18 protein-coding genes are annotated in these 24,575 nt (G+C 36.7%); 15 read left to right on the top strand and 3 right to left on the bottom strand.

What is annotated here, in order from left to right; genetic code table 11:
• Nucleotides 1–229 precede the first annotated feature (229 nt).
• Nucleotides 230–451 carry a hypothetical protein gene (locus PHP90_RS09295; RefSeq protein ID WP_299928649.1) on the top strand — a complete coding sequence of 74 codons (222 nt, stop codon included), beginning with the start codon at nt 230–232 and terminating at the stop codon, nt 449–451.
• A 79-nt stretch (nt 452–530) separates the two neighbouring features.
• Here the strand turns inward: PHP90_RS09295 and PHP90_RS09290 are convergent, their stop codons facing one another.
• From PHP90_RS09290 to PHP90_RS09280, 3 genes are all read right to left on the bottom strand, one after another.
• A complete protein-coding gene (locus PHP90_RS09290; protein WP_299928646.1) occupies nt 531–1,928 on the bottom strand; it encodes a DUF2130 domain-containing protein in 1,398 nt (465 codons plus the stop codon).
• 78 nt (nt 1,929–2,006) lie between these two features.
• Complete coding sequence (locus PHP90_RS09285) at nt 2,007–2,240, bottom strand: hypothetical protein (protein ID WP_299928643.1); 234 nt, start codon at nt 2,238–2,240, stop codon at nt 2,007–2,009.
• Nucleotides 2,241–2,250: 10 nt separating this feature from the next.
• Nucleotides 2,251–2,373: a hypothetical protein gene (locus tag PHP90_RS09280; protein WP_299928640.1), complete on the bottom strand. Its 123-nt coding sequence runs from the start codon at nt 2,371–2,373 to the stop codon at nt 2,251–2,253.
• 84 nt (nt 2,374–2,457) lie between these two features.
• Here PHP90_RS09280 and PHP90_RS09275 point away from each other — a divergent pair, with 84 nt between their 5' ends.
• From PHP90_RS09275 to PHP90_RS09210, 14 genes are all read left to right on the top strand, one after another.
• Complete coding sequence (locus PHP90_RS09275) at nt 2,458–3,387, top strand: WYL domain-containing protein (RefSeq protein WP_299928637.1); 930 nt, start codon at nt 2,458–2,460, stop codon at nt 3,385–3,387.
• A 58-nt stretch (nt 3,388–3,445) separates the two neighbouring features.
• A complete protein-coding gene (locus PHP90_RS09270) occupies nt 3,446–4,168 on the top strand; it encodes a GNAT family N-acetyltransferase (protein WP_299928634.1) in 723 nt (240 codons plus the stop codon).
• A gap of 305 nt (nt 4,169–4,473) precedes the next feature.
• A complete protein-coding gene (locus tag PHP90_RS09265; RefSeq protein WP_299928631.1) occupies nt 4,474–8,040 on the top strand; it encodes a hypothetical protein in 3,567 nt (1,188 codons plus the stop codon).
• Nucleotides 8,033–12,907 (top strand): DEAD/DEAH box helicase, encoded by a 4,875-nt coding sequence (locus PHP90_RS09260; protein WP_299928628.1) that lies wholly within the window; start codon nt 8,033–8,035, stop codon nt 12,905–12,907. Before PHP90_RS09265 ends, PHP90_RS09260 begins: the two co-directional genes overlap by 8 nt.
• A gap of 95 nt (nt 12,908–13,002) precedes the next feature.
• Nucleotides 13,003–13,587 (top strand): restriction endonuclease subunit S, encoded by a 585-nt coding sequence (locus PHP90_RS09255; protein ID WP_299928625.1) that lies wholly within the window; start codon nt 13,003–13,005, stop codon nt 13,585–13,587.
• Nucleotides 13,584–15,071 carry a type I restriction-modification system subunit M gene (locus PHP90_RS09250; RefSeq protein ID WP_299928622.1) on the top strand — a complete coding sequence of 496 codons (1,488 nt, stop codon included), beginning with the start codon at nt 13,584–13,586 and terminating at the stop codon, nt 15,069–15,071. Before PHP90_RS09255 ends, PHP90_RS09250 begins: the two co-directional genes overlap by 4 nt.
• Before the next feature lies 1 nt (nt 15,072).
• Nucleotides 15,073–16,254: a restriction endonuclease subunit S gene (locus PHP90_RS09245; protein WP_299928619.1), complete on the top strand. Its 1,182-nt coding sequence runs from the start codon at nt 15,073–15,075 to the stop codon at nt 16,252–16,254.
• Complete coding sequence (locus PHP90_RS09240; RefSeq protein WP_299928616.1) at nt 16,254–17,219, top strand: CBASS cGAMP-activated phospholipase; 966 nt, start codon at nt 16,254–16,256, stop codon at nt 17,217–17,219. Before PHP90_RS09245 ends, PHP90_RS09240 begins: the two co-directional genes overlap by 1 nt.
• On the top strand, nt 17,206–18,384 hold the full coding sequence (locus tag PHP90_RS09235) for a nucleotidyltransferase (protein WP_299928613.1): 1,179 nt from the start codon (nt 17,206–17,208) through the stop codon (nt 18,382–18,384). Before PHP90_RS09240 ends, PHP90_RS09235 begins: the two co-directional genes overlap by 14 nt.
• Nucleotides 18,385–18,984, top strand: coding sequence for a hypothetical protein (locus tag PHP90_RS09230; RefSeq protein WP_299928610.1), 600 nt, complete (start codon nt 18,385–18,387; stop codon nt 18,982–18,984).
• A complete protein-coding gene (locus PHP90_RS09225) occupies nt 18,981–20,315 on the top strand; it encodes an ATP-binding protein (protein WP_299928607.1) in 1,335 nt (444 codons plus the stop codon). Before PHP90_RS09230 ends, PHP90_RS09225 begins: the two co-directional genes overlap by 4 nt.
• Nucleotides 20,312–23,386, top strand: a complete 3,075-nt coding sequence (locus PHP90_RS09220; protein ID WP_299928605.1) for a type I restriction endonuclease subunit R — start codon at nt 20,312–20,314, stop codon at nt 23,384–23,386. Before PHP90_RS09225 ends, PHP90_RS09220 begins: the two co-directional genes overlap by 4 nt.
• Nucleotides 23,373–24,035, top strand: coding sequence for a SprT family zinc-dependent metalloprotease (locus PHP90_RS09215; protein ID WP_299928602.1), 663 nt, complete (start codon nt 23,373–23,375; stop codon nt 24,033–24,035). Before PHP90_RS09220 ends, PHP90_RS09215 begins: the two co-directional genes overlap by 14 nt.
• A gap of 63 nt (nt 24,036–24,098) precedes the next feature.
• Nucleotides 24,099–24,260 carry a hypothetical protein gene (locus tag PHP90_RS09210; RefSeq protein WP_299928599.1) on the top strand — a complete coding sequence of 54 codons (162 nt, stop codon included), beginning with the start codon at nt 24,099–24,101 and terminating at the stop codon, nt 24,258–24,260.
• Nucleotides 24,261–24,575: the final 315 nt, after the last annotated feature.

The raw sequence follows: 24,575 nt of genomic DNA, 5'->3' as shown, positions 1-24,575 counted from the left end.
AACTGTAAAAAAGTCTACAAAATAGGTATAATAAGATAGACTATTAAACAATGTAACTATTCACCTATTTCGGGCACAAAATTGGTGTCTATATTTTTTTATAAAATTCCTGAGAGGGGCTCGAAGCAGCCCTTAAACTCAAACGGGCAGTAGATGCTGCCATTGAAGCACTCAAACGTGATCGCAACCTCCCTGATTTACTTGGTCATTAAAGAGTGAACGACAAACAATGGAAGAATTAGAACTTCATCCGAGTATTAAAACTGAAGCGGCAAAAGGGCGTACCTATGGGGAGTGCGTTATGGATGAGCTTACTAGCGTTAAAATGATTGAAGGAGTGTTCATGACAACACTTCATATCAAAGACAAACCAAAACGGCTTAGCCGCAAAGAGGCGTTGAAATACTATACGCATAAACTGCGGGTGATGTGGGCGCGAACAGAGGGTTGAAATACAACTTTAGGGCAGGGAGGCGAATATCATAGTTCCCACCCAATAGGTTGTTGTCACGGCGTAATCAAATCAATCGTTAATCTTTCTCTCCTCTGATCTCTTCAAACTTTGCAGCCATGGTAGGATTATGCCGTGTCAATTTCTTCAAAGTGACATCCTGAGCTTTGTCATTGGCAAGACGAAGATTTTTATCGGCTCCAAGTAATGCGTCTTTGGTTTTCTGGAGATGATCGATAGACTTGTCGATCTCTTCAATTGCTATTTGAAAACGTCTGGAAGCCAGATCATAGTTTTTGGAAAATGCTGTTTTAAATGTGTCCAAATCGTTTTCAAAATTGGTGACATCGATATTTTGTGCTTTGACTAGGGCCAGTTCCGTTTTATAGGCAAGAGAGTTCATTGCTGCGTTTCGAAGCAGGGTGATGATCGGGATAAAAAACTGTGGCCTTACGACATACATCTTCGGATAACGATAGGAGACATCGACGATACCCGTATTGTAAAGTTCATTATCCGGTTCAAGTAGTGAAATGAGAATAGCATATTCGCAGTTTTTCTCGGTACGGTCTTTATCGAGTTCTTTTAAAAAATCCTCATTTTTCTTCTTGCTTCCTAATGTATCGCTTTCATTTTTCATTTCAAACATGATGGAGACGATTTCTGTGCGTGATTCATCAGAATCCCGAAAGATGTAATCACCCTTACTGCCACTTCTAGCATCATTGTCTTTTTCAAAATAGGCTCTTGGAAACGCAGTAGGTCGTATACGGTTGAATTCTATCTCACAATGCTGTTCAAGGCTCTCACCTATCATCTTCGTTGAAAGACGGGCTTTCATGTCTTTGAGACGTTCAATTGCATCGTCACGGTCTTTGATTTGAGTCTCATACTTGTCTTTTAAAGACTTCTCGGAGAGCTGCTTTTCGAGTTCCACTTGCTTGAGGCTGTGTGTGAGATTGTCACGCTCTTTTTCCACGATACTGAGGGCATGTGTGATTTCAAGCTTTTTGGTCAATTCATTGGAGTCTAGCTTGGTTTTAAGTTCTTGTATCTCTTTTTCTTTCTGTGCGTTGACCTCTTGGAGTTCCTGCATATATTTCGCGTCAGCCAGCTTTACGGCTGTCTCATTCTCTTGTTGTATCCGTTTTAGGAAATGTGCGAGCTCATCTCGCTCTTTTTCTATAACTTTGAGCGCTTCGGAGACAGCAAGCTGCTGCATCATCTCATTTTTGCCAATTAGTGATTTGAGTTCTTGGATCTCAGATTCTTTTGCGGAAGACGCTTTTTGCAGTTCGCTGCTCAGTTTTCCTTCGGCAAGCTGGAGCGCGTATTGTTTATCCTTTTCCGCCAGCTCAAGCCTTTCATGCAGCTGTTTTTCAAATGCGCTGTCACGGACTTGTTTTAGAATATCAGCATAGCCAGCCTCATCGATTTTAAATGCCTTCCCGCAATGCGGACAGATGATTTCATTCATGTATGACCCTCTTGTTCATAATTATCCAATAAATTTGTGATTCTCAATATTTTTCGTGCAATGAGTATAACCAAAATCTTACGACGCCTCCAACTGATCGTAAAACACCTCATACATATTCTCATCTTCGCTGTCCATCACAAGGGCGACCCTTTTCCCCATTTTCGTGTAGGTATCGAGAAGATAAACCTGTTCACCTTGATGAGAGTATAACGATGATGACATCTTTGAGAGAGTGTATGCTTGATGAGTAGGGCGTGAACGCTGTGCGTGAGCACGCGCCGATGTGGAGGAGAGGTTAGTTTGCATCATTATCTCCTACCTACGCAATGAATTTGAAGGTAAGGGTTTTGATTGCGTCATAAATACCCTCTTGAGTTTGTATCTCTTTGACTTTTATCGTTAGCCATACCAAAGCTATTGCACTGATCATCAACGATTCCATAGAATTATCCTTTACGGCGTTAATTTAGATTTTGGTATGATGCACTATTCATTGGACAACGTAGTGTCTGTTTAAAGGATTCATATGGGACAAATTCATGACTACGATAAAATCCTCACCCGTCTGACCATTATCCTTCAGCGTTTGTATGAGGGGGAAGTGTTATCGGTTCAGGAGTTAGCCGCAGAGTTTAATGTCTCCACTAAAACCATTCAGCGCGATTTCAATCAGCGCCTTATCCGTTTTCCGATAGAGAAGCAGGGGAGTAAGTGGAAAATGCAGCTAGGGCATTCGCTTACTAAAGAGCGAACCCCTGAAGAAGCACTGGTTTTGGAGATGTTGGGCAATATCGCTGAGGGGATAGGAAGCGAATTTGGTGTCAAAGCCAAATCACTCTTCTCCAAACTCCAAAACAACACCAAAAACCCCATCTACTCTAAAACTATCATCGAAGATATCTCTGATAAACTCGGACACTTCCATATCATCGAACGTGCCATCATGGAGAACAAGATGGTACGGTTTCACTACAACAACAAACTCCGTCATGTACACCCTTATAAGATTGTCTCCTTTGAGGGGTACTGGTATCTCTATGGTGAAGAGTTCATGGAGAGTAAACTCAAGACCTATTACTTCAAAGGGATCGATTATCTCGAAAGTACTGAAGAGACCTTCATCCCCAACGATACAACCTATCGAATTTTAGAACGAGCTATCAATGCATGGTTTGAACCGGGCAGTGAGCCTTTCGAAGTGACTCTCAAAGCATCCCCCGAGATCGCCAAGTATTTTCATCGCCGTCCCCTTGCCAGCACTCAAAGAATCCTAAAGACCTATGACGATGGAAGTATAGAGATTGAAGTACTCGCCACCTCCGAGCGTGAGATCATGCAAGAGGTCAAGAAGTGGATGCCCGATCTCATCATCACCTCTCCCAAAGCACTTGCCCTTAAAGCCAAAGGGATTGCCGATAGTTTCCTCAGTCGTCAGATCGAGCATCTGATTCAATAACAGATATGAAGATCTCATTGGTGAACCGTATTATTATGATGGTAGAGCAGGGGAGAGGATGAGCACCGAGCAAAAAGAGATACCTTATATCACACTGGACAATGTCACCGATTCTGATGTTTTGAATCGGTATATCTATCCGAATATGAGTATTAACTACTATTGGAGTGATGACTTTTCTCCACAAATGTATATTGCATTGGCCCAAGCGGGATTTATCAGCGTTACCCATAATCATGAAGGTCGTCTTTTATTACTCCCTGAGATGCAGACGCATTATGCGGTCTTAGATTATGAGAATCTTCGAATCGGAAAAAGAGTTGCTAAGTTGCAGCGTTCCAGTCGCTACCGCCTGGCGTTCAATACAGGGTTTAACGAAGTCCTTTCCTCTATCCAAAACGCTTATGAAGATTGTTGGATAACAGGTGAATACGCAGAGCTCATGAAAGACCTCTCTCAAAACAGCTATGAAAACTTTGAGCTATTTAGCACCGAACTCTATGATGAAGATAATGGCACACTCATAGCAGGGGAGATCGGTTACATCACACATAACGTCTACACGAGCCTAAGCGGATTTCATAACCCATCTAAAGGATACAACAACTGGGGAACGTTGCAGCTGGTACTTCTAGCACAGCACTTAGAAGAGCAGGGGGTACGGTTTTGGAACCTGGGGCATCCGTATATGGAGTATAAAGCTGATTTAGGGGCGAAGATACTGAATAGGGCGGATTTTTTAGAGAAATGGAAAAATAACACTTCAAATTTACTAGATTAAAAAAACGGACACAATGCTGTCCAACCAATCTTTTACACTACCAATATCAAAACGTAAAGGATTACCGATGAAATACAACACCGATGTAAAACAAACTCCATGGATGGAGAGAGCAAAAAGTTCATTGTCGCAATGGATATTTTTTGCAAATTAATACAGACAACAGTAAAAAAAGTTGCTGGCAGTATCTTTGTGCGTATTTAAAGAAGATATTTTTAGTAAGCCAAAAGGGTCACGAAGATATTATGTGCTGTGACTTATTATTGATATTAAACGTTTAATATAGATTTACATAAAGAAATAAAATGAAAACTGACCTATTGCCATTTGAAGAAGCTCGAGAGTTCGTTAGAAGTATTGAATTAAAGAATGCTCGCGAATGGAAATTATGGTCAAAAGGCGAACTCCCCGGAAAAGAAAAAAGACCTGATTTCATTCCTTCAAATCCTGATGTTATTTATAAACGTATGGGATGGCTTGGATGGTCAGATTGGATTAAGGATCTTTATGAAGTTCAATATCTCCCGTTTGAAGAAGCGAGAGAATTCGTGCGAGCACAAGAGCTTAAAAATATTCAGGAATGGGTGAGATACTATCAAGGAAAAATATCGAATCTGCAAAAACCAGAAAATATCCCTTGGAATCCTCAAAAAATATATGAGAGTGATTGGCAAGGCATTAAAGATTGGCTAGGTGTCCAATGGAGAGATTTTGAAGAGGCAAGAGAGTTTGTTAGGAATTTAGGATTGAGTGGACAAACAGAATGGAGAGCTTATTGTCAAGGAAATCTTACGGGCCATGAGCCTAAGCCAAAGGATATTCCTACAGATCCAACCCGTGTTTATGAAGATGAGCAGTGGGTAGATATGGCCGATTGGCTTGGTACACAAAGAAAGCGCAAAGGAAACAATGAATCCACAGAAGATACATGGTTACCTTATTCAGATGCTAAAAAATTTGTACATTCATTGAAATTGAACGGATACGATGAATGGCGAGAGTATATTGAAGGGAAATTTGTCGATTTACCGAAAAAACCAGTAGACATTCCAAAATCACCTCAGTATGTTTATAAAAATGATGGGTGGATAAACTGGGCTGATTGGATTGGAATTAATAGTAGTCAGCATATAAAAATAGATACATACGAAAATGTGAACAGTAGTGTTAATACTGCTGAATATCTTCAAAATTTATTTACAATGGATGAAATTATCAAATCTTATGGTAATGCAACGAATGCCTTAAAACTCGTAGAGTCCATATTTGTATCTAAGTCTACTATATCGCTAATTGAACTCGATGTAAATGCCAATACCTTGGAAGAAATTGAGAACATTTTGTTTGGTTTTCGTGAGCATCCAAGCAGACAATCACCGATCCAAAAAGCATTTATAGGGTTGATATTTTTATTATATGTTGTGTTTAAATTGAAAGACAAGTTTCATCAAGCTATTTGGAAAGCGATTGTAGATGATTTGAAAATTTATCATTCTGTAACTACATTTTTTCTTGAAACCTATTTCATGGCTGAAAAACATCCAAATTATTACCTAAAAGAAGCCATCGACTTAGCTTGTAAAACATTTAATCTAAGAAATGATTTTGTCAATAAAGATGAGCATCAATATCTCAGAAACACCATTCTTCTACAAATCGGAATACCAAATGAGGGTTTTGAGAATCTTAAAATGTGGTTGTCAAATTATAAGATACCTATTGTATTAACAGATTTATTAGACCAAGAATCTGAAAATTATTCCAATGAGTTTCATGAAGGTTGGAGGGCGATTAGAAGATATCGAGATAATGTGGTAACTCCGGAACAACTTAAATCGATACTAAAAACCAATGTGTGGTTTAAATACATCAATCTTGATGAGTTATTGAAAGCCGCAAAGCAAAAAAATAAAAAGCAAATGCTTGTTTCATCAAATGAAAATTTGGAAATATTTTATCTTGAGAAAATTCAGTATGATGAATTTGGTTTGAATTTCGTGATCAATATACAAGATACTTATATGCTAAATCTAGGCGGGTACAGATATGATATTTACATAGATGATGAATATGCCGGATTGCTTATCGCTAACGCAGAAAAAAACTTAACACTAGAAAATCCACTTATTATTAGCAATCCTTTAAACAATAGAGTAAATCTTGAAATTCGGAATGAAGATAACGAAGCTATATATTCTCTTCAAATCGTTTTGTTTGACTTTAGTGAGCAACTGATCATCTTTGATGAAGACGGGAATATACATTCCAATATATTCAAGAAATTAAATAGCACTAAAAAATACTTCATTCTAATGGATACGGATCTTGACTGCACATTTAATCATGACAACCAGCGCGAATATTTTGAAGGGTATGCGACGTTAATTCCTGACATTCGTAGTACTGAAGAATGCAAAATCATGTATAACGATGAATTCCTTTTTGAATTAAATTTTTCCGAAACAATACAAAAACCTGACTTCTTCGATGAAATCGTTTTATACACAACCGCTGAAAGAGCATTTAATATTGATGAAGACTATATGTTTGTTTTGAAACAAATGATTATTGATCCTAATACCGATGAAGTCGAATTAATGTCGATACCAAAAGAAGTAGAGATACTTAAGTGGACATATTCTGGAGGCTATACTGAAAAAGATGATATAGATGATTTTTCTATACGAATACCATTGTATGCTGAAATGATCACTTTCCCAAAACATACGTTGATGCTTAAATACAACAATAAAGTTTTTAAAAAAGTGGTTTACTGCAACTTTTTTGAAAAGATTCACATGATTAGACTTTTTGAAATCAATCGAAAGGGTGATACTAGGCAGATTGGCAGAAACGAAATGCTGAAAAAGAATGATCTCAAAAATAATCGCTATTTTTTAAGTGATCTGAAACATGGGGAAGCGTTATATCTCAAAAATAAATCGTATTTTTACCAAAAAGTCTTTTCGAATTCTGTAATCAATTTTGGCAAATTGTCGGGGTTTGGTGAATCGATTTTTGTTTCTGAACATCTATATAATGCTGAGTTGATTGAGTTGTTTCAATATCAAGACACAGAAGAATACATTTATTTGAAAGAAGAGAATAATCAAATTCTTTATTTTTATAAAAATCCCTCTTCTTTGTCAAAACTGATTATTCTTGATAGCGAACTAAACTACCACATATATATGTTTAATGAAATTGAATCAACAATGTCAAATCAACAATGCGAGTTTGATTTTGAGATTGTTTCATGCCTTATGCTTTCCGGAAGTCATGCCATAGACAGTTGCTATCGAGACGATTTATTAACGAATGTTTCAGATATAAATTATTCTAAAATCATGAAAAATTTACTGGTCACCAATTACATCTTTTTAGGCGATGATACCAATGCAAAGAATTTTCGAAAATTCGTGTTGAATAATCCAGAAGATACTTTCATACTTTTATATTCAGACACATTAAATATTAGTGGCCATCATATTACAATTGATTTTTCTAAACAGAAGATGTTGTTGGAACATATATTTATGAGTTTGATATTGCCTAAAGATATCGGTGAAAAAGTGCTGCAATCATTAATTCTCGGTGGATATGAAAATAAATTGCTTGAAACACCAATAATACTGTTCAATATGCTCAGAATTTCTTCCTCAAAAAGATTGACTAGCTATTTTTATGGGATGGTTGAAGAGGCTGAAATCACAGGAGAGATTGACGAAAGCTTTGTGCAAAAAATAGTAGATTATCTATTTGATACTGCAGCTGTAAAAAGCCGCGATAAGCATAATTTAAAAGTGGCGATGCACTATATCAATGGAAACTATTATCTCAAAAAAGCGTTGGAGGAATTATTGAATGGGTAAATATCTTGATGCGATAACTTTATCGAACAACCTCAAAAAAAGGATAGAAGAAACCATTATTTCTAATATTGCCATACGCGATGTTGCAATGCTCGAAGAGTTAAAAGCCCTCATCGAAACGAAAGCAGACGGCCTTATATCAGATATTTTGGTCGAAGGTGCCTATTCAGCTAAAAAACATGAGGATATTTTGCGGAATATCCCATTTTTGGGCAAAAAGTTTATCGACCTTTTAGATATGAACAAAATTTTCAATCCTAATTATTTTCCATTCAAACATCAATATGAAACACTTAAACTTGTGAATGATATGGAGGAGAATAACAAGCCAGCCATCATGGTAACCGCCCCGACTGGAGCAGGAAAGACTGAGTCGTTTCTTCTGCCTATGCTAAATGATTTGGTTAGGAATCCAAGAAAAGCAGATGAAAAAGGGGTTAGAGCTATTATCTTGTATCCGATGAACGCTTTGGTTGCGGATCAGAACAAGCGATTGTATTCATATCTTCAGGGGCAGTCGGACATCAGGATGTTTTTTTATAACAGTGAAACCCCAGAAGATAAAAAATATGCGTCGGAAGAGTTTAATAATAAATGTTTCATAAGAACCCGAAAAGAAGCACGTAGCAACCCCCCCGATATTATGATTACAAACTATTCAATGCTTGAATACATCCTTTCTAGACCGAATGACTATCCGTTAATTGGCAATGCACTTAGAACTATTATTGTTGATGAAGCTCATCTATACACCGGAACTTTGGCCGCAGAAGTATCTATGCTGCTCAAGCGTGTCGCAGCAAAAGCAAAAGTGAAAACTACAAATATTCTTCATATCGCAACTACTGCTACGATATCCGAAGATAAAGAAGAACAATGGGGCTTTTTCAGCAAATTTTTCAATAAAGAAAACATTCAAAGCATTACCGGTGAAAAGGAGTTTAGAGAAATCGCAACCGATATTGATGTGGATGGAGAGATAGAACAATTTAATGAAATCTCAGATTTAGTCAAACAATCAAATCTTGATTTGTATAATGAATTCAAAGGATATAGGATTTTCCCAAAAATCCTGAGAATTTTGGCTGAGAAATATGCTATCACATTGAATGAATTGATTGAGTTGCTTTCCTATAAAATGGGCGAGCAGACATTGCTGAATATTTTCACCATAGGTGCCAAAGCTCGCCTCAGCGACAATGAGCTTCCACTGCTTCCTCATAAGATGCATCTTCAAGTTCGGAGTTCACAGGGTTTTTCAGTATGCTCCAACCCACATTGTCCAGACTCTAAAATTGAGGGGATAGGTAAGATACATCACGGTTTGTTCTATAACTGCACAATGTGTAAAAGCCCTACATTAAATCTTGTCCGTTGTTCAGAATGTGGAGAACATTTTTACTATGGTTCTTTCAAGGAAAAAGATACTTTGTTTTTGGAAAGGTATGCGTCTGGATTCTCTGAAAAAGAAGGCGCCTTGTTACTTAGCAAAACTGAGTCTTCAGAACCGATTTACATAGACGTGAATGGTAAAAAGTGTTCTGAATACGATTTCAATAACCAATTTTATAGACATTCTGATTGCCCTGTCTGTTCCAACGATGAGTTTTACAGCTTGGATGTGAGCGACCAATTTTTAATTCCGCTTGTTGCGGAAACCATGTTGGTCAATATGCCGGAGATCGATAAAGAAATCAATGTCTTTTTGCCTGCCAGAGGAAGAAGGCTATTGGCTTTTTCAGACAGTAGAAGTGCTGCCGCACGATTAGGGCCGTTACTTACGTCACAACATGAAACTCAATTATTTCGACGGCTCGTTATAGATACAATATCTCAAATGTCGATGCGTTCCAATGATAATGGTTTGCGTGATTTTTATGCGGAAGAGATACGTGCCAACGAAAAAAAATTGGGTGAGACAGATAATTTGTTGGTACGTAACAAGATACAGGAAAAAATCGATGAGGCAAAATCTGAACTGTCCAAAATGAGATCGGGAATTTCCATTATATCGCTTGTCGAAGCTTTGGAAAAACATCCTCTCTTTGGGGAATTTTTTGATCGTGAAAGAATGAAAGACCAATTACCAGACGAACGTGAGCAGCTTGCATATGATAAAAACTTTGACGGTATAGCCACATCTGTATATTTAAAATTAGCAGAAGCTTTAAGCGTGCCAAATGAAAAACAAACGAATCTAGAAAGCATTGGATTAATTGGTTTTGAGTTTCAGCTTGATACAAATGATTTAAAAGTATATCTTGACAGATTTTTTTCAGGGTATGAGTTTGATTATGTTGCAATTTTAAAAAGTTTCATCTATATTTTTAGAAAACTAAGATCTGTAACTATTGAATCGTCAAATACGATATATAAGGACTATCACTCCAGATTGATGGGACTTGGAACATATGTCACTTTTAATGGGAAGAATAAAAACCTTTTCAATCTAAAAGCTACATCACGTAATTCTGTATACAAGTTTACTGTTCAAATTTTAAGTAAGCTCAAAATTGAAGATTCTGAAGAAAATGTATATAATTTTTTAGAAGCTATTTTCAACGGATTTATGTCATTGGCCAAGCGCAATGATATCAAATGGGTAGAATGGGAAAAAATACAAACAGAAGATGATAGGATTGTAGAAGCTTTTAGATTGGTATTTTATCAATTTACGATTGGCAAACCTGAGGCGTTGTATCTCAACACTATTAACAATACACTTTGGAAAGATACCGTTGATGGGATAATACCGCCTCAAAATTGTATTACTGATCTTAAATCCGTTTCCCAGAACGATCTCGATAAAGACCCCTATTTTTTACGCTATCGAAAGCTTTATCGAGACGAATCGCTGGAATTGAGTATGGGTTTATGGGCTGAAGAGCACTCTGCTCAGTTGTCATCGCCAGAAAATAGACGTCTCCAGGATTTATTTATCCAAGGAAAGAGGAATGTCCTTTCCGCGACTACCACACTGGAAGTCGGAATCGACATTGGTGGATTGAGTGGTGTCCTTATGGCAAACGTGCCACCCAATAAAGCCAATTACATTCAACGTTCTGGGCGCGCAGGGCGGAGGACGGATGGATCATCGATCATTCTAACCTATACTAAATCCCGCCATTTTGATCAAAACGTTTTTAGAAACTTCAAATTTTATCTTGATAAGCCACATAAAAAGTTGACTATCTCCCTCGAAAAAGAGAAGCTGGCTATCAGGCATTTAAACTCCTATATGCTGAGCAAGTTTTATGAGCATCAAACCAGTTCGGATGGACTTATATTTGATTCCTTTAAAAGCATGGGATATTTTGTAGGGGTGTATGAACTCCCAAAACATACGGATAGCCCTTATGGTCGTATTGAATTTGAGGTCGATGATAATTCTATATGTAAGCAATTTCTTGATTTTTTATCTGCTTATTCAATGACGACATCGGATGAGGAGATATTAGAGGATATTTTCAAATATACTAATAATAAGCCAGCATTCAAGGTGCTTATGCAAAGTTTTTATAATGCCATTGATGCTATTAGCACAGTCTATTTAAACAATTTAAAAGCACTGTATGCTGATTGGAATTTTGGAACGTCTGCCAGCCACAAAAACGCTATCCGCTATAGCATCAAGCAAAAGCATAAAGAAAGCCTTATAGAGGTCTTTTCTAATGCCCAAGTGCTTCCTAAGTACGGGTTTCCAATCGATGTAAAAACCTTACAGGTAATCAATGGAAAAAAACAATTTGAGCTATCACGTGGAAGCTTTTTAGCATTGTCCGAATATGTGCCAGGTTCCAAAATACTTGCAGGTGGAATGCTAGTTGAATCCAAGGGGATCTCAAAACACTTCACTGGGAATAATTTGGATGAAGCGTTTGGAGAAAAAGGGTTTATTTATACTTGCTCCAACGGCCATTTTTTCACTTCCCCATACACAAAAGTACATGAATGCAATATGCCAGGATGTAAAGGAATCATCCGTCCATCATCGCATTATTTGATTCCTGAATATGGTTATATCACTGCCGCGTCCGATAAATTATCCTATGATGCCGGCAACCCCGAAAAAGTTGGAAGATTGGAAATCCATAGTGCCATTCATAATAGGGAAGATAGTGATATAGTTTTCGAATATAAAGATTTTTCTGTCGTTTACAAAGACAAAGCAACAATCTATGGAATTAATAAAGGCGATAAAGGATTAGGTTTCGCCGTTTGTACTAAATGCGGGTTTACTGTATCTGAAAACGATAAAGTGGAAAATGGCATATATGACAAACTTCCAAACACGTTTAAAAAACACCCACCTATATATAGTGAATCGAGTTCCGTAAAATGTTTGGATTCTACCCCGACGGTTTGGAGAAACCATCTACTTTTAGCCAAAATGACAACTGATGCTATCTTGATCATACCAAAGAGAAAAATCGATAATATCTCTATAGCCCAAACTTTATCTAATGCATTCCAGTTGAGCGGAGCAGACGAACTTGGCATTGATGAACGTGAAATCAGTTCGATGGTTTTGGAATCTGATGGTTATTTCAATATATTGCTTTATGACAATCAATCAGGCGGAGTAGGGTATGTCTACGATTTGGCCAAAAATCGCTGGGAAAACTGGATAGCTAAAGCGAAAGAAAGATTATTTATTGATCAAAAGCATGATGATGAATGTCTTCATGGATGTATTAAATGTATTGTGACAATGAATACGAATGAGCCACTTCCAAGAAAGGAAACTTTGCAGTATTTAGAGAGTAAAGATCTCGTGACAACTAAAACAACTGTTAAAAAAGAACTTGTAACTATTGTAAAAGAAGACTTGACAAAGGTCGATAGGCTGAAAAGGTTTAAAAAATAGTAAATATTGTACTATTATTATAATAATACAATATTTACTTGACAACTAATAGTCTTTAGTGTATTATTTCTATAATAAAACATTTTGGAGGCTTGATGAAGTTAGAAAAACTATCAATCATCAGAATCGGTCTACCTCTCATTCGTAAGAAAGGTGATATTCATGATGATCAATTTTTTAGATACAAAGCAGTCACATTAAAAGCTTTCTCTTCAACGGGGCATTTACTTCATAATGAGCTCGATGAGTTTATAGCAAATGAAGAGTTGAATGAAAGCTACATCACTCAAGAAGGTGATGTTTTAGTCCGATTGAGAGAACCAAATACTGCCGTATATATTGATAAAAAAAGCTCTGGTTTACTTGTTCCTGCACTTATGGCGATTATCAAACCAAAGAAAGAAGTCAATAGCAGTTACCTTACACACTATATTAACTCCAGTGAAGCACAAAAAAGACTTCACAAAGAGCTGCAAGGTACAACGATACAGATGCTTAAAGCAAGTGAGCTAGCTGATTTGGAAGTAACTCTTCCATCTCTGCACACTCAAAAGAAAATCGTATCCATACTCAATCTTGCCAACCAAGAAATCGAACTATTAGAAGAGCTCAAAACTCTAAAAACTCAATTCAAAAATGAACTGCTCGACACTATTTTAAATAAGGAAATAAATAAATGAAAACAACAAAAGAAGTAATTAATAACGTCGTATGGAAAGCGTGTGACACCTTTCGAGGGACAATGGACAGTTCACAATACAAAGACTATGTACTCAGTATGCTATTTGTCAAATATCTATCGGACTTCTATAAAGAGAAACTTCAAACTCTTAATGAAAAGTACAATGGTGATGAAGATCGAGTACAAAGAGCTCTCCAGAGAGAAAAATTTGTTCTCGATGAGAGTTGCACGTTTGAATATCTACTCAAACATAAAGAGGCGAACAATCTTGGTGAAGTGATCAATAAAGCCCTTGAAAAGATAGAGGAAGACAACCCTGAAAAACTCGAAGGAATCTTTAGAAATGTAGATTTTAACGATAAAAAAATCCTCGGCGATACCAAAGAGAGAAATAGTATCCTCAAACATCTTCTCGAAGATTTTAGTGATGCAAGACTTGATCTCAGCCCAAGTAAACTCACTGGTCAAGATGTTATCGGTGATAGTTATGAATACTTGATTGCACACTTTGCGAGTGACGCAGGGAAAAAAGGTGGCGAGTTTTTTACACCAAGCGAAGTTTCAACACTTCTCGCAAAACTTGTAGAACCTAAAGAGGGTGATCGAATCTATGACCCTACATGTGGATCAGGGTCACTTCTCATCAAAGCAAGTCAAGAGGTAGGAAGCCCGAATTTTGCCATCTATGGCCAAGAGAGAAACGGACAAACTCATGCACTTTGTCGCATGAATATGTATCTGCATGAGATTAATGATGCAAAGATTGCATGGGGAGATACTATTAGAAATCCTCTACATGTTGAAGATGACAAGCTAATGAAATTTGACGTAGTCGTTGCCAACCCTCCATTCAGCCTCGATAAATGGGGAGCTGATTTTGCAGAAAATGACCCATACAGAAGATTTAATGATTACGGCTTGCCACCAAAAAGCAAAGGGGATTATGCCTTTGTCACGCACATGATCAAAAGCCTCAATGAAAAAGGACGAATGGGTGTTGTACTCCCACACGGCGTGCTGTTTCGTGGTGCAAGTGAAGGAAGAATCAGAGAGAAATTAATAAATGAAAACCTACTGGATGCGGTTATTGGATTGCCCGCCAACCTCTTCTTTGGTACCGGTATTCCAGCGACTATCTTGGTATTTAAAAAGAATAGAACCCATAAAGATATTCTCTTTATTGATGCAAGCCGTGAGTTTGACAAGGCAAAAAACCAAAATAACTTAGCAGATGAATACATAGCAAAAATTCTTGACACTTATCACAAAAGAGAAGAGATAGAAAAGTACTCTCATGTAGCAACTTTGGAAGAAATCCAAGAAAATGACTACAACCTTAATATCCCAAGATATGTAGATACGTTTGAAGAGGAAGACGCAGTCGATATCGAAGCAACAAAAATAAGTATTGCAAATGTGGAAGCTGAATTGGCAACCATCAAAACCAAAATGAGTGAATATCTCAAAGAGCTAGGGCTTTAATATGGAAGCGATTCTACCAACAGGTTATAAAAAAACTAAAGTTGGCGTCATCCCAGAAGATTGGAATTTATATCGAATCGACGAGGTACTAAAAAGAGTACGAAAGCCGCTCGAAGTAAAACCTGACGAAAATTACCAAGAAATTGGGATTCGGTCTCATGGCAAGGGACTTTTCTATAAAGAGTTTACTACTATCGATGAGATAGGAGATAAATCTGTATTTTGGATTGAGCCTGACTGCTTTATTGTCAATATCGTATTTGCTTGGGAACAAGCCATTGGTAAAACAACTTCCAATGAAATAGGGATGATTGCATCACATAGATTTCCGATGTATAAGCCTCAAAAGAACGTATTAGATCTTGATTATTTACTTTATTTGTTTAAGTCTAAGCGTGGAAAGTATTTGCTTGAGCTCGCTTCTCCAGGTGGAGCAGGACGGAATAAAACGCTTGGACAAGGTGAATTCGCAGAACTTAAAATACCATTGCCATCCTATCAAGAACAACAAAAGATAGCCCAAATTCTTACTACTTGGGATGAAGCTATTATAAAACAAGAGCAACTTGTCAAAGAAAAAGAACAGTTCAAAAAAGGGCTAATGCAAAAGCTTTTGAGTGGTGAAGTTCGCTTTGATGGGTTTACTGATGAGTGGAAGTTTATAAAACTTGGAGACTTGTTGGCATATGAGCAACCAACAAAATACTTAGTTTCAAATACCAATTACAGTGATGATTATGAAGTTCCTGTGCTTACTGCTGGAAAAACATTTATTCTAGGGTATACCAACGAAACCGAAGGTATACATAAAGACAATTTACCTGTAATTATTTTTGATGATTTTACTACAGCCACACAATTTGTGGATTTTCCATTTAAAGCAAAATCATCTGCGATGAAAATACTTAAACCAAGAAATAGTTCTATTGATATAAAACTAATTTACGAATTAATGCAAATGATCAATTTCGTTGCTGATGACCACAAACGATATTGGATATCTGAATATCAAGAATTAGAAATCAAGTTGCCATGCGAAGAAGAGCAACGAAAAATAGCTGATATCCTAATCTTTGCAAGCAAAGAAATCGATCTTCTTAAAAACGAACTTGAGGAGCTAAAACAGCAGAAAAAAGGGCTTATGCAAAAACTACTAACTGGAGAAGTGAGGGTTAAAATCTAATGAAAGATATGAGCAAGAAGTTTAGAATACTTTGTTTAGATGGTGGAGGGATAAGAGGCTTATACTCTGCTCAGATTTTAAAAAGAATACAAGATGATTGCGGGATCGATTTTTATAATGATTTCGATTTAATAGTAGGAACATCAACTGGCTCAATATTAGCAGGATCTATTGTCAAAAAAGTTGCTATTGATAAGGTTATTTCTCTATATGAAAATGAAGGCAAAAGTATTTTTAGGAAAAGCTTGTTTCCAAAAATGGGCTTATTTGGTAGTAAATACAGTTCTGAGCCTTTAAAGGAGCAATTAAAATCAATTTTTGAAAACACTGTTCTTGGAGATATAGAAAAACCTCTTTTAATATGTGCTACTGACATTGGGAATTCAACACAATTTGTTTTTAAAACAACTTTCAATGGTCAAAATGATAGTTGCGGCAATGCTAAAGCATTAGTAAGAGACAAAAAGATAGCATTATATGATGCTATTTTAGCGTCATCCTCGGCACCAATCTTTTTCCCTCCACACAAAATTGGTAATCATTTGCTTGCAGACGGTGGACTTTGGGCGAATAGTCCTGTTTTGGTTGCATTGGCTGAAGCAAAAAAGATTTTTAAAATAGAGCCCAAAGACGTTGCGGTAGTTTCTATTGGAACCGGTGTTGAGGAAAATGACTATCATATCAACACTAGCCGATGGGGATTTCTAAATGGATGGAAAAGAGAAAAATTCATTTCAATGATATTGAATTTACAGACTAAAACCAATAATAGTTTACTGCAATTTTTAATGCCTAAAGAAAATATCCTTCGCTTAACATATACAAGCGACAAAACTCTACCACTTGATGATATATCACAAAATAAAAATTTACTCAGCAAAGCAGATAATGATTTTGTTTCTCGACACGCCGAGATTCAATCATTTATAAATAACCACATAAAGGATAAAGATGTCAACCAATAAAGAACTATTTAAAATTTTAGAAAAAGTCGGTGACTCTTTAGAGATCACCAAAACTCAATATAAATTGGCGAAAGAACGCTATGAAGCTGTTGGAAAATGGCTGGCAGAAGGAGAATATTGCTTATTGGGTGATGGCAAAAAACAATGTTTTAAAGATGGAGAAATATATCCTCAAGGTTCGATAAGATTGGGAACTACTGTTAAGCCTATTGGAAAAAATGAGTTCGATATTGATTTGGTTTTTTATACGCCAAATGTTTCAGCAGATATGATCAAACCTGAACGTTTAAAGGAACTTATTGGTGATAGACTTAAAGAGCATGACACGTACAAAAAAATGCTCACCCCCTTAAATAGAGGCTGGTGTATTAATTATGCCAATGAATTTCATCTCGATATCACACCATCACTCGATAATCACCGCGAGCCTTTCAATGAGAGTGAACTGGTAGCTGATGAAAAACTTGAACGCTATATGCCTACTAACCCTGAAGGATATGCAGAATGGTTTGATAATATTTCATTGATGCAGCCAATGTCTGAATTTACAAAAAACATGTTCGCATCAAGAAACATGATGGTTGCGACCGAAGACGCTGCAATAGTAACTGAATTGCCAGAACATGATTCGAACAAACCTCTTTTAAAAAGATATATTCAAATTTTTAAAAGACATAGAGACATGATGTTTGATGGTAAAGATGATGCACCTATTTCTATCATCATAACTACTTTAGCGACAAAATCCTACGAATATTGTATTCGACATTTTACGTATTACAACGAATATAGTTTAATGATTGATACTTTGAAATATATGCCTCTGTTCATCAAAACACAAAATACTTTGCATTGGATAGAAAATCCAACGGTCACAGGTGAAAATTTCGCTGAAAAATGGAATTACAGCCCAATTAAAAAACAAAATTTTGATTTATGGCACACTGAAATAGTCCGAATGTTTGAATCGATTAATAATCTTAAAGGTCAAAATTTAATTTTTGAATCTTTGAAAAAAGGGTTGGGTGAGTCCCCTGTCAATAAAGTTTATAATGAAATGACGCATAAGGTTGATGACTATAGACAAAGAGGGCTTTTAGGAGCTGGATTTGGAAGTCTGACTAATCCTTATCCTGTCAAAAACAATACATTTTTTGGAGATTAAATGTCGTTTGCAAAAGGGGTTTCTAAATTCAAAACACTTACTTTTGAACAACAATACAACAGTATAAAAAATTGTCCCCTTTCATCTAATGGAAAAGGTTCATTTACACGAGACTGCTTTTATTGGGAGTTTACGGCACAACCTACTCCTCTCAGTAAAACTTACCTCGTATTGCTCATTTTTCATATTGATAAATATTCACCTGATGTTTTCATACTGGATCAGGATGTTTGGGATATATCCAAAAAAAAATCTATCCCGCATTTATACGACTCTAAAAAGATCAAACTATGTCTTTATTATCCAGCATACAATGATTGGGATCAAACTATGCCATTGAATACAACATTTGTACCATGGACTTACCTATGGCTGTATTATTATGAAGAATGGTTATTTTCATGTGAATGGAAAGGTGGCGGCGAACATCCATCGAATAAAGATTCTGACGTGAAAGACAAAAAGCAAATGAGTATATTTAATAAGTTTCGAAAACCAAAAGCAAAAAAAACGAATAAAGAAGATAAAGCTAAACAAATCATTCATTCCATTTACGAACAGCGTAGAAAAGCTTATATAGAACGCGAAGGATTATTATGAAACTACAGATCAGTGAATCACAAAACATAGAGTTTAAACAATCTTGGAAAGATGAGTATATCAAATGGATAAGTGCATTTGGTAACAGTGATGGTGGAAAGCTCTATATCGGTGTGGATGATGAAGGTGAAATCATCGGCATAGAAAATGCCAAAAAACTCCTCGAAGATATACCAAACAAGATAAGAGATATTTTGGGAATCATGGTAGATGTCAATCTAAAAATAAGTGAAGATAAAGAATACCTTGAAATCATCACAGATAAATATCCATATCCTATAAGCTATAAAGGCTCGTATCACTATAGAAGCGGAAGTAGCACCCAAGAGTTAAAAGGTGCTGCACTTGATAAGTTTTTACTATCACGTCAAGGTAAAAAGTGGGATGGTGTGCCGGTTCCTTATTTTGGATTTGATGATTTAGACCCTTTTGCGTTTAAACTTTTTCGTGAAAAAGCCTCAAAAAAGAAACGGATCGATATTGAATTTTTAAAAGAGAATGATGAAGTGCTGATAGATAAACTTCATCTCATAGATGGTGATTATCTCAAGCGTGCTGCAACCCTTCTCTTCGCAAAAGAGCCTCAAAAGTATGTAACTGGAAGCAGTATTAAAATAGGATATTTTAAATCAAACAGTGATTTGGTCTATCAAGATGTAATAGAGGGAAATCTTTTTGAGCAAGTCGATAAAACCATGGAGCTTATCTTTACAAAATATCTCAAAGCACTCATCACTTATGAAGGTGTTCAGAGAGTTGAGAGCTTTCCAGTATCCGAGCTAGCCTTTAGAGAAGCACTTACAAATGCAGTTGTGCATAAAGATTATGGCTCGCAGCATACTATCCAAATCAGCGTTTATGATGACAAGTTACTTATGTGGAATGCGGGGGATTTACCACCGCATTGGACGATAGAGACACTTCTGCAAAAACACTCATCAGAGCCACACAACCCTGCTATTGCTTATCCTTTTTTCTTGGCTGGTTATATTGAATCGTGGGGGAGAGGAATAGAAAAGATCATCGAAGAATCTAAAAAGTTTAATGGTGTGACGCCACAGTTTAGATGGCAAAATGGGCTATGGGTGGAATTTTATTTTAATAAGGTCGGAGATAAGGTCGGAGATAAGGTCGGAGAAATTTTGACGGAGAATCAAGTCAAGATACTTAAAAAAATAGCATTGAATCCAAAAATATCAGCAAATGAATTGTCTGGTATTGTAGGGATTTCAAGTCGAAAAATAGAAGAAAATATCAAAAAGCTAAAAGATCAAGGATTACTTCAAAGAATTGGAAGTGCCAAAGGTGGACATTGGGAGGTACTTCAATGAGCTCAAATATCTCAAATGAAACTACTCTTCAGAACAACACCATAGAACTTTTAAAGAATATGGGCTATGTCTTTATCAGCCAAGAAGAGAATATAAAAGCTCGTAATGGCAAGCTCACAGATGTGATACTAAAAGACATCCTCCTCGAACAGCTACAAAAGATTAATGGCTTTGAATACAAAGGGGTAGAGTATACATTTTCTCCAAAAAATATCGCCAAAGCGATCGAAGAGCTCAATGTACCACTCAATGAAGGGTTGATGAGTGCCAACCAAAAAATCAGTGATAAGCTCATGCTCGGAACCAGCTATGACGAAGAGCTGATCGACGGAGTAAAAAAAAGCTTCTCACTTCAGTATATCGATTTCAAGAATCCTGAAAACAATATCTTTCATGTTACAGAAGAGTTCACTGTCAACCGCCAAATTACGTCTGAAGTTGAGAAAACAAGACGCCCTGACTTGGTACTATTTATCAACGGTATCCCTTTTGCAGTGATCGAACTGAAAAAATCCAGCGTAGATGCGGAGCAAGGTATCTCTCAAATGATACGTAATCAAGGAAAAGACGAGATCCCGCATCTCTTCAAATACATTCAACTCACCATCGCCGGAAATAACCATAGCCCTAAATATGCTACTGCCGGGACACCGAAAAAGTTCTACGCCGTATGGGAAGAGGAAGAATTCAAAAGTGAAGCAAATAACATCATAGAAAATAGAACGGCGAGTGCGCTGGATAAAACTATTTTTGCACTCTTCAGCAAAAAACGTGTGATCGAAATTTTGCACTCTTATATCATTTTTGATAACAAAATCAAAAAAGTGGCTCGTTATCAGCAATTTTTTGCGATCAAAGAAATCGTTAAAAAAATCAATGTGTTTGATAATACCGGTAGACGTGGCGGTGGACTAGTATGGCATACACAAGGAAGCGGGAAGTCGCTCACTATGGCAATGCTCACAAAAGTGATCAAACGCGATATCGTAGGTTCTAAAATCATCGTGGTTACAGATAGAACGGATTTGGATAGACAGATACACACGACGTTTGCCAATAGTGAGATTAAAGCAGGACGTGCCAGTAGCGGTCATGATTTGATCGAAAAACTACAATCCGGCATGAGCGTTATCACTACATTGATTCATAAGTTTGAGACGGTTGAAAAAGAAAAAATCGTCTTGGATGATCCCAACATCTTTGTGCTTGTAGATGAATCTCACCGTACCCAAGGCGGTGATTTGCATAAGTCGATGAAAAAAGTGTTTGGCAACGGTTGTTATCTCGGCTTTACGGGTACACCATTGCTCAAACGGGAAAAAAGCTCTATTGCTAAATTTGGTGGGTTGATTCACAAATATACAATCGATCAGGCAGTACGAGACAATGCAGTTCTTCCATTGCTTTATGAAGGCAGATTGGTAGATCAATGGGTAAATGATCAAAACGGTCTGGATCGACGATTTGAGATGATTTCTCGTGATCTGAATGATGAACAGAAAATGGACTTAAAAAGAAAATGGGCGAGATTTCAGCGAATCGCTTCAAGCGAACGGCGTCTTGAGATGATTGCGCTCGATATCAATGAACATTTCATTAGAAACATACAGGGTACAGGGTTCAAAGCGATGCTAGCAACCAGTAGCAAATACGAGGCGATCAAATATCACTCTATTTTTGAAGAATTTGGCAATATCAAAACATCTTTTGTCATTTCTGCCCCGGATACAAGAGAGGGGCATGACGAAGTTGATGAGAGCAATAAGCAATTCGTTATAGAAGCTTGGAATAAACTCATTAGAAAATACGGTGACGAAGAACATTTTCTTGAAAAGATCAAAGACGAATTTATCGAAGGCGATGAGATCGAACTGCTGATTGTCGTGGATAAGCTTTTGACCGGATTTGATGCACCGAGAGCTGCGATACTCTATATTGATAAAGAGCTCAAAGAACATAATCTCTTGCAGGCTATTGCGCGTGTAAACCGTCTGTATGACGGAAAAGACTTCGGATTCATTGTTGACTATCGAGGGCTTTTAGGAAACCTTGACCAAGCTCTAACTTCATACAGTTCACTCGATGGCTTCGAAGAAGAGGATCTACTAGGTGCTGTTATCGATATCAAAGAGGAAGTGGCGAGAGTAAAAACATTTTACTCTCATCTCAAAGAACTTTTTGACCCTGTTGAAAATAAAAACGATCAAGAGAGTTATGAAGTTTTCTTGGGAGATGAAGACAAAAGAAAAGAGTTTTATGAACTCCTATCCTCTTACGCAAGAGCACTCAAACTTGCCCTCTCCAGCGACAAAATTACTGAAGTCTTCACGAAAGCCGAAATCGAAGAGTACAAGAAGGTTATGAAGTTTTATAGTGAACTTCGAAAAAGTGTCAAAATACGCTATCACGAAGAGGTAGATTTCGGTAAATATGAAAAGCAGATGCAAAAGCTTCTGGATACATTCATCAGTGCCGAAGAAGTCAATCAACTTACCAAACTTGTCAATATCTTTGATGCAGATTTTGAAAAAGAGCTTGATCGTGTTGTAGGGGATAATGCAAGAGCTGATACCATTATCAGTGCCAGCACTAAAGTGATTTCTGAACATCGTGAGCAAAATCCAGCTTATTATGACAAACTCTCTAAACGTATCCAAGAGATTTTGGATGAGTATAAAGAGGGGCGTCTCAGCGATGAAGACAAACTCAAACATGCGAAAGATATTCGCTCATTATTGATGCAAAAAAACAGTGAGGATTTAGACGAATATCCTGAACAAATTAAACATAATGCTATGGCACGATCATTTTATGATAACCTGCAAACATACATGAAAGAGATCCCAGAAGAAGTATTTATTGAAGTAGTTCTCAAGGTGGATTCTATCTTCAAAGAGGCATCTAAAAAACCTGATTGGGAAAATAATAACGATGTTAAAAATACTATCGATCAAGAGATAGACGATTTACTTTGGGAACTTGAGAGTACCCATAGCATGAAATTCACAGATTTAGATGAAATCATCGCCCAAGTTCGTTCCATCGGCATCAACAACTATGCAAAGAGATAACGTCACTGTTGTTTACAAGGATATCAAGCACGCCAATCTAAAAGTCAAGCCGAACCAGGAAGTATTGCTAACGGTGCCTCTTGATATGACGGATAGAGAAATTGACCATATCCTCCATAAAAGAGCCAATTGGATCAATCAGCAGCTTGCACTCTTTCAAAAAAACACTCAACCAAAAAAAGAGCTAGTGAGTGGTGAAAGCTTTGTGTATCTCGGTAGGAATTATCGCTTAAAGGTGATCGAATCAAATGAAGAGAAAGCGCGACTGAATCGTGGATATTTTGAACTCTTTGTTAAAGACAAGAATGACTATAACAAAAAAGAAAAGCTCATCAATGATTGGTATAAATCTAGGGCTGTAGAGTATTTTCAAAAAAATATTGAAAAATATAATGCTATCGTCAAACTAGAAATCAAAGCAATTCGCATTAGATCAATGAAAACTCGTTGGGGCTCTTGTAACCCAAAAAAATCCTATATCAATCTAAACCTTGAACTTATCAAGAAACCAAAAAGCTCAATTGAGTATGTCATTTTTCATGAATTGGTTCATTTGATCCACAATGACCATAGTAAAAACTTCTATAATTATCTGAGCTTACACATGCCAGATTGGCAGAAGAGAAAAGATAAGTTAGAATACATTTAAACTCAATGATACATCCAAATAAATTTGAGTCATAATATTATTTTATATATTTAAGGAGTCAAGATGGCTGACGAAGCATTAACTCGCAAAGAAAAACAAAAACTCAAAGAAATATATAAAGAAGCAAAGCTCACAGAAGTGACTATCAAACCTGAACCTTATACATGTAAAAGCAGCAAATCGGCCACATATCATACATTTAAAGGACTATCATCTGGGAAATAATCTCCAGATTTGAAACGTTTATATACCTTATCATCATGTCGAAAAACCTCAAAATTTGCTATCCGTATATTCTATAAATCCGACAGTGTTTATCGTACATATTATTGCAGATTTTTTGTGTTTAAATGCAGGGTAGGGGAGGATGTACGAAAAACACTTATTTTCCATATAGAGACACTAATCCCTTTATGGGTATAGCTTTTTACTAATTTTCAAGTTTAATTACAAAACTATAAACGGTTTATAACATATAAAACAACAATAGTGTTACCTATCGTAATAAATATCAATTATTACAAATCGTTACCAAATAAC

The sequence above is a fragment of the Sulfuricurvum sp. genome (assembly GCF_028712165.1).
GTDB lineage: Bacteria > Campylobacterota > Campylobacteria > Campylobacterales > Sulfurimonadaceae > Sulfuricurvum.
This window is presented reverse-complemented; position numbering and strand designations above follow the sequence as displayed.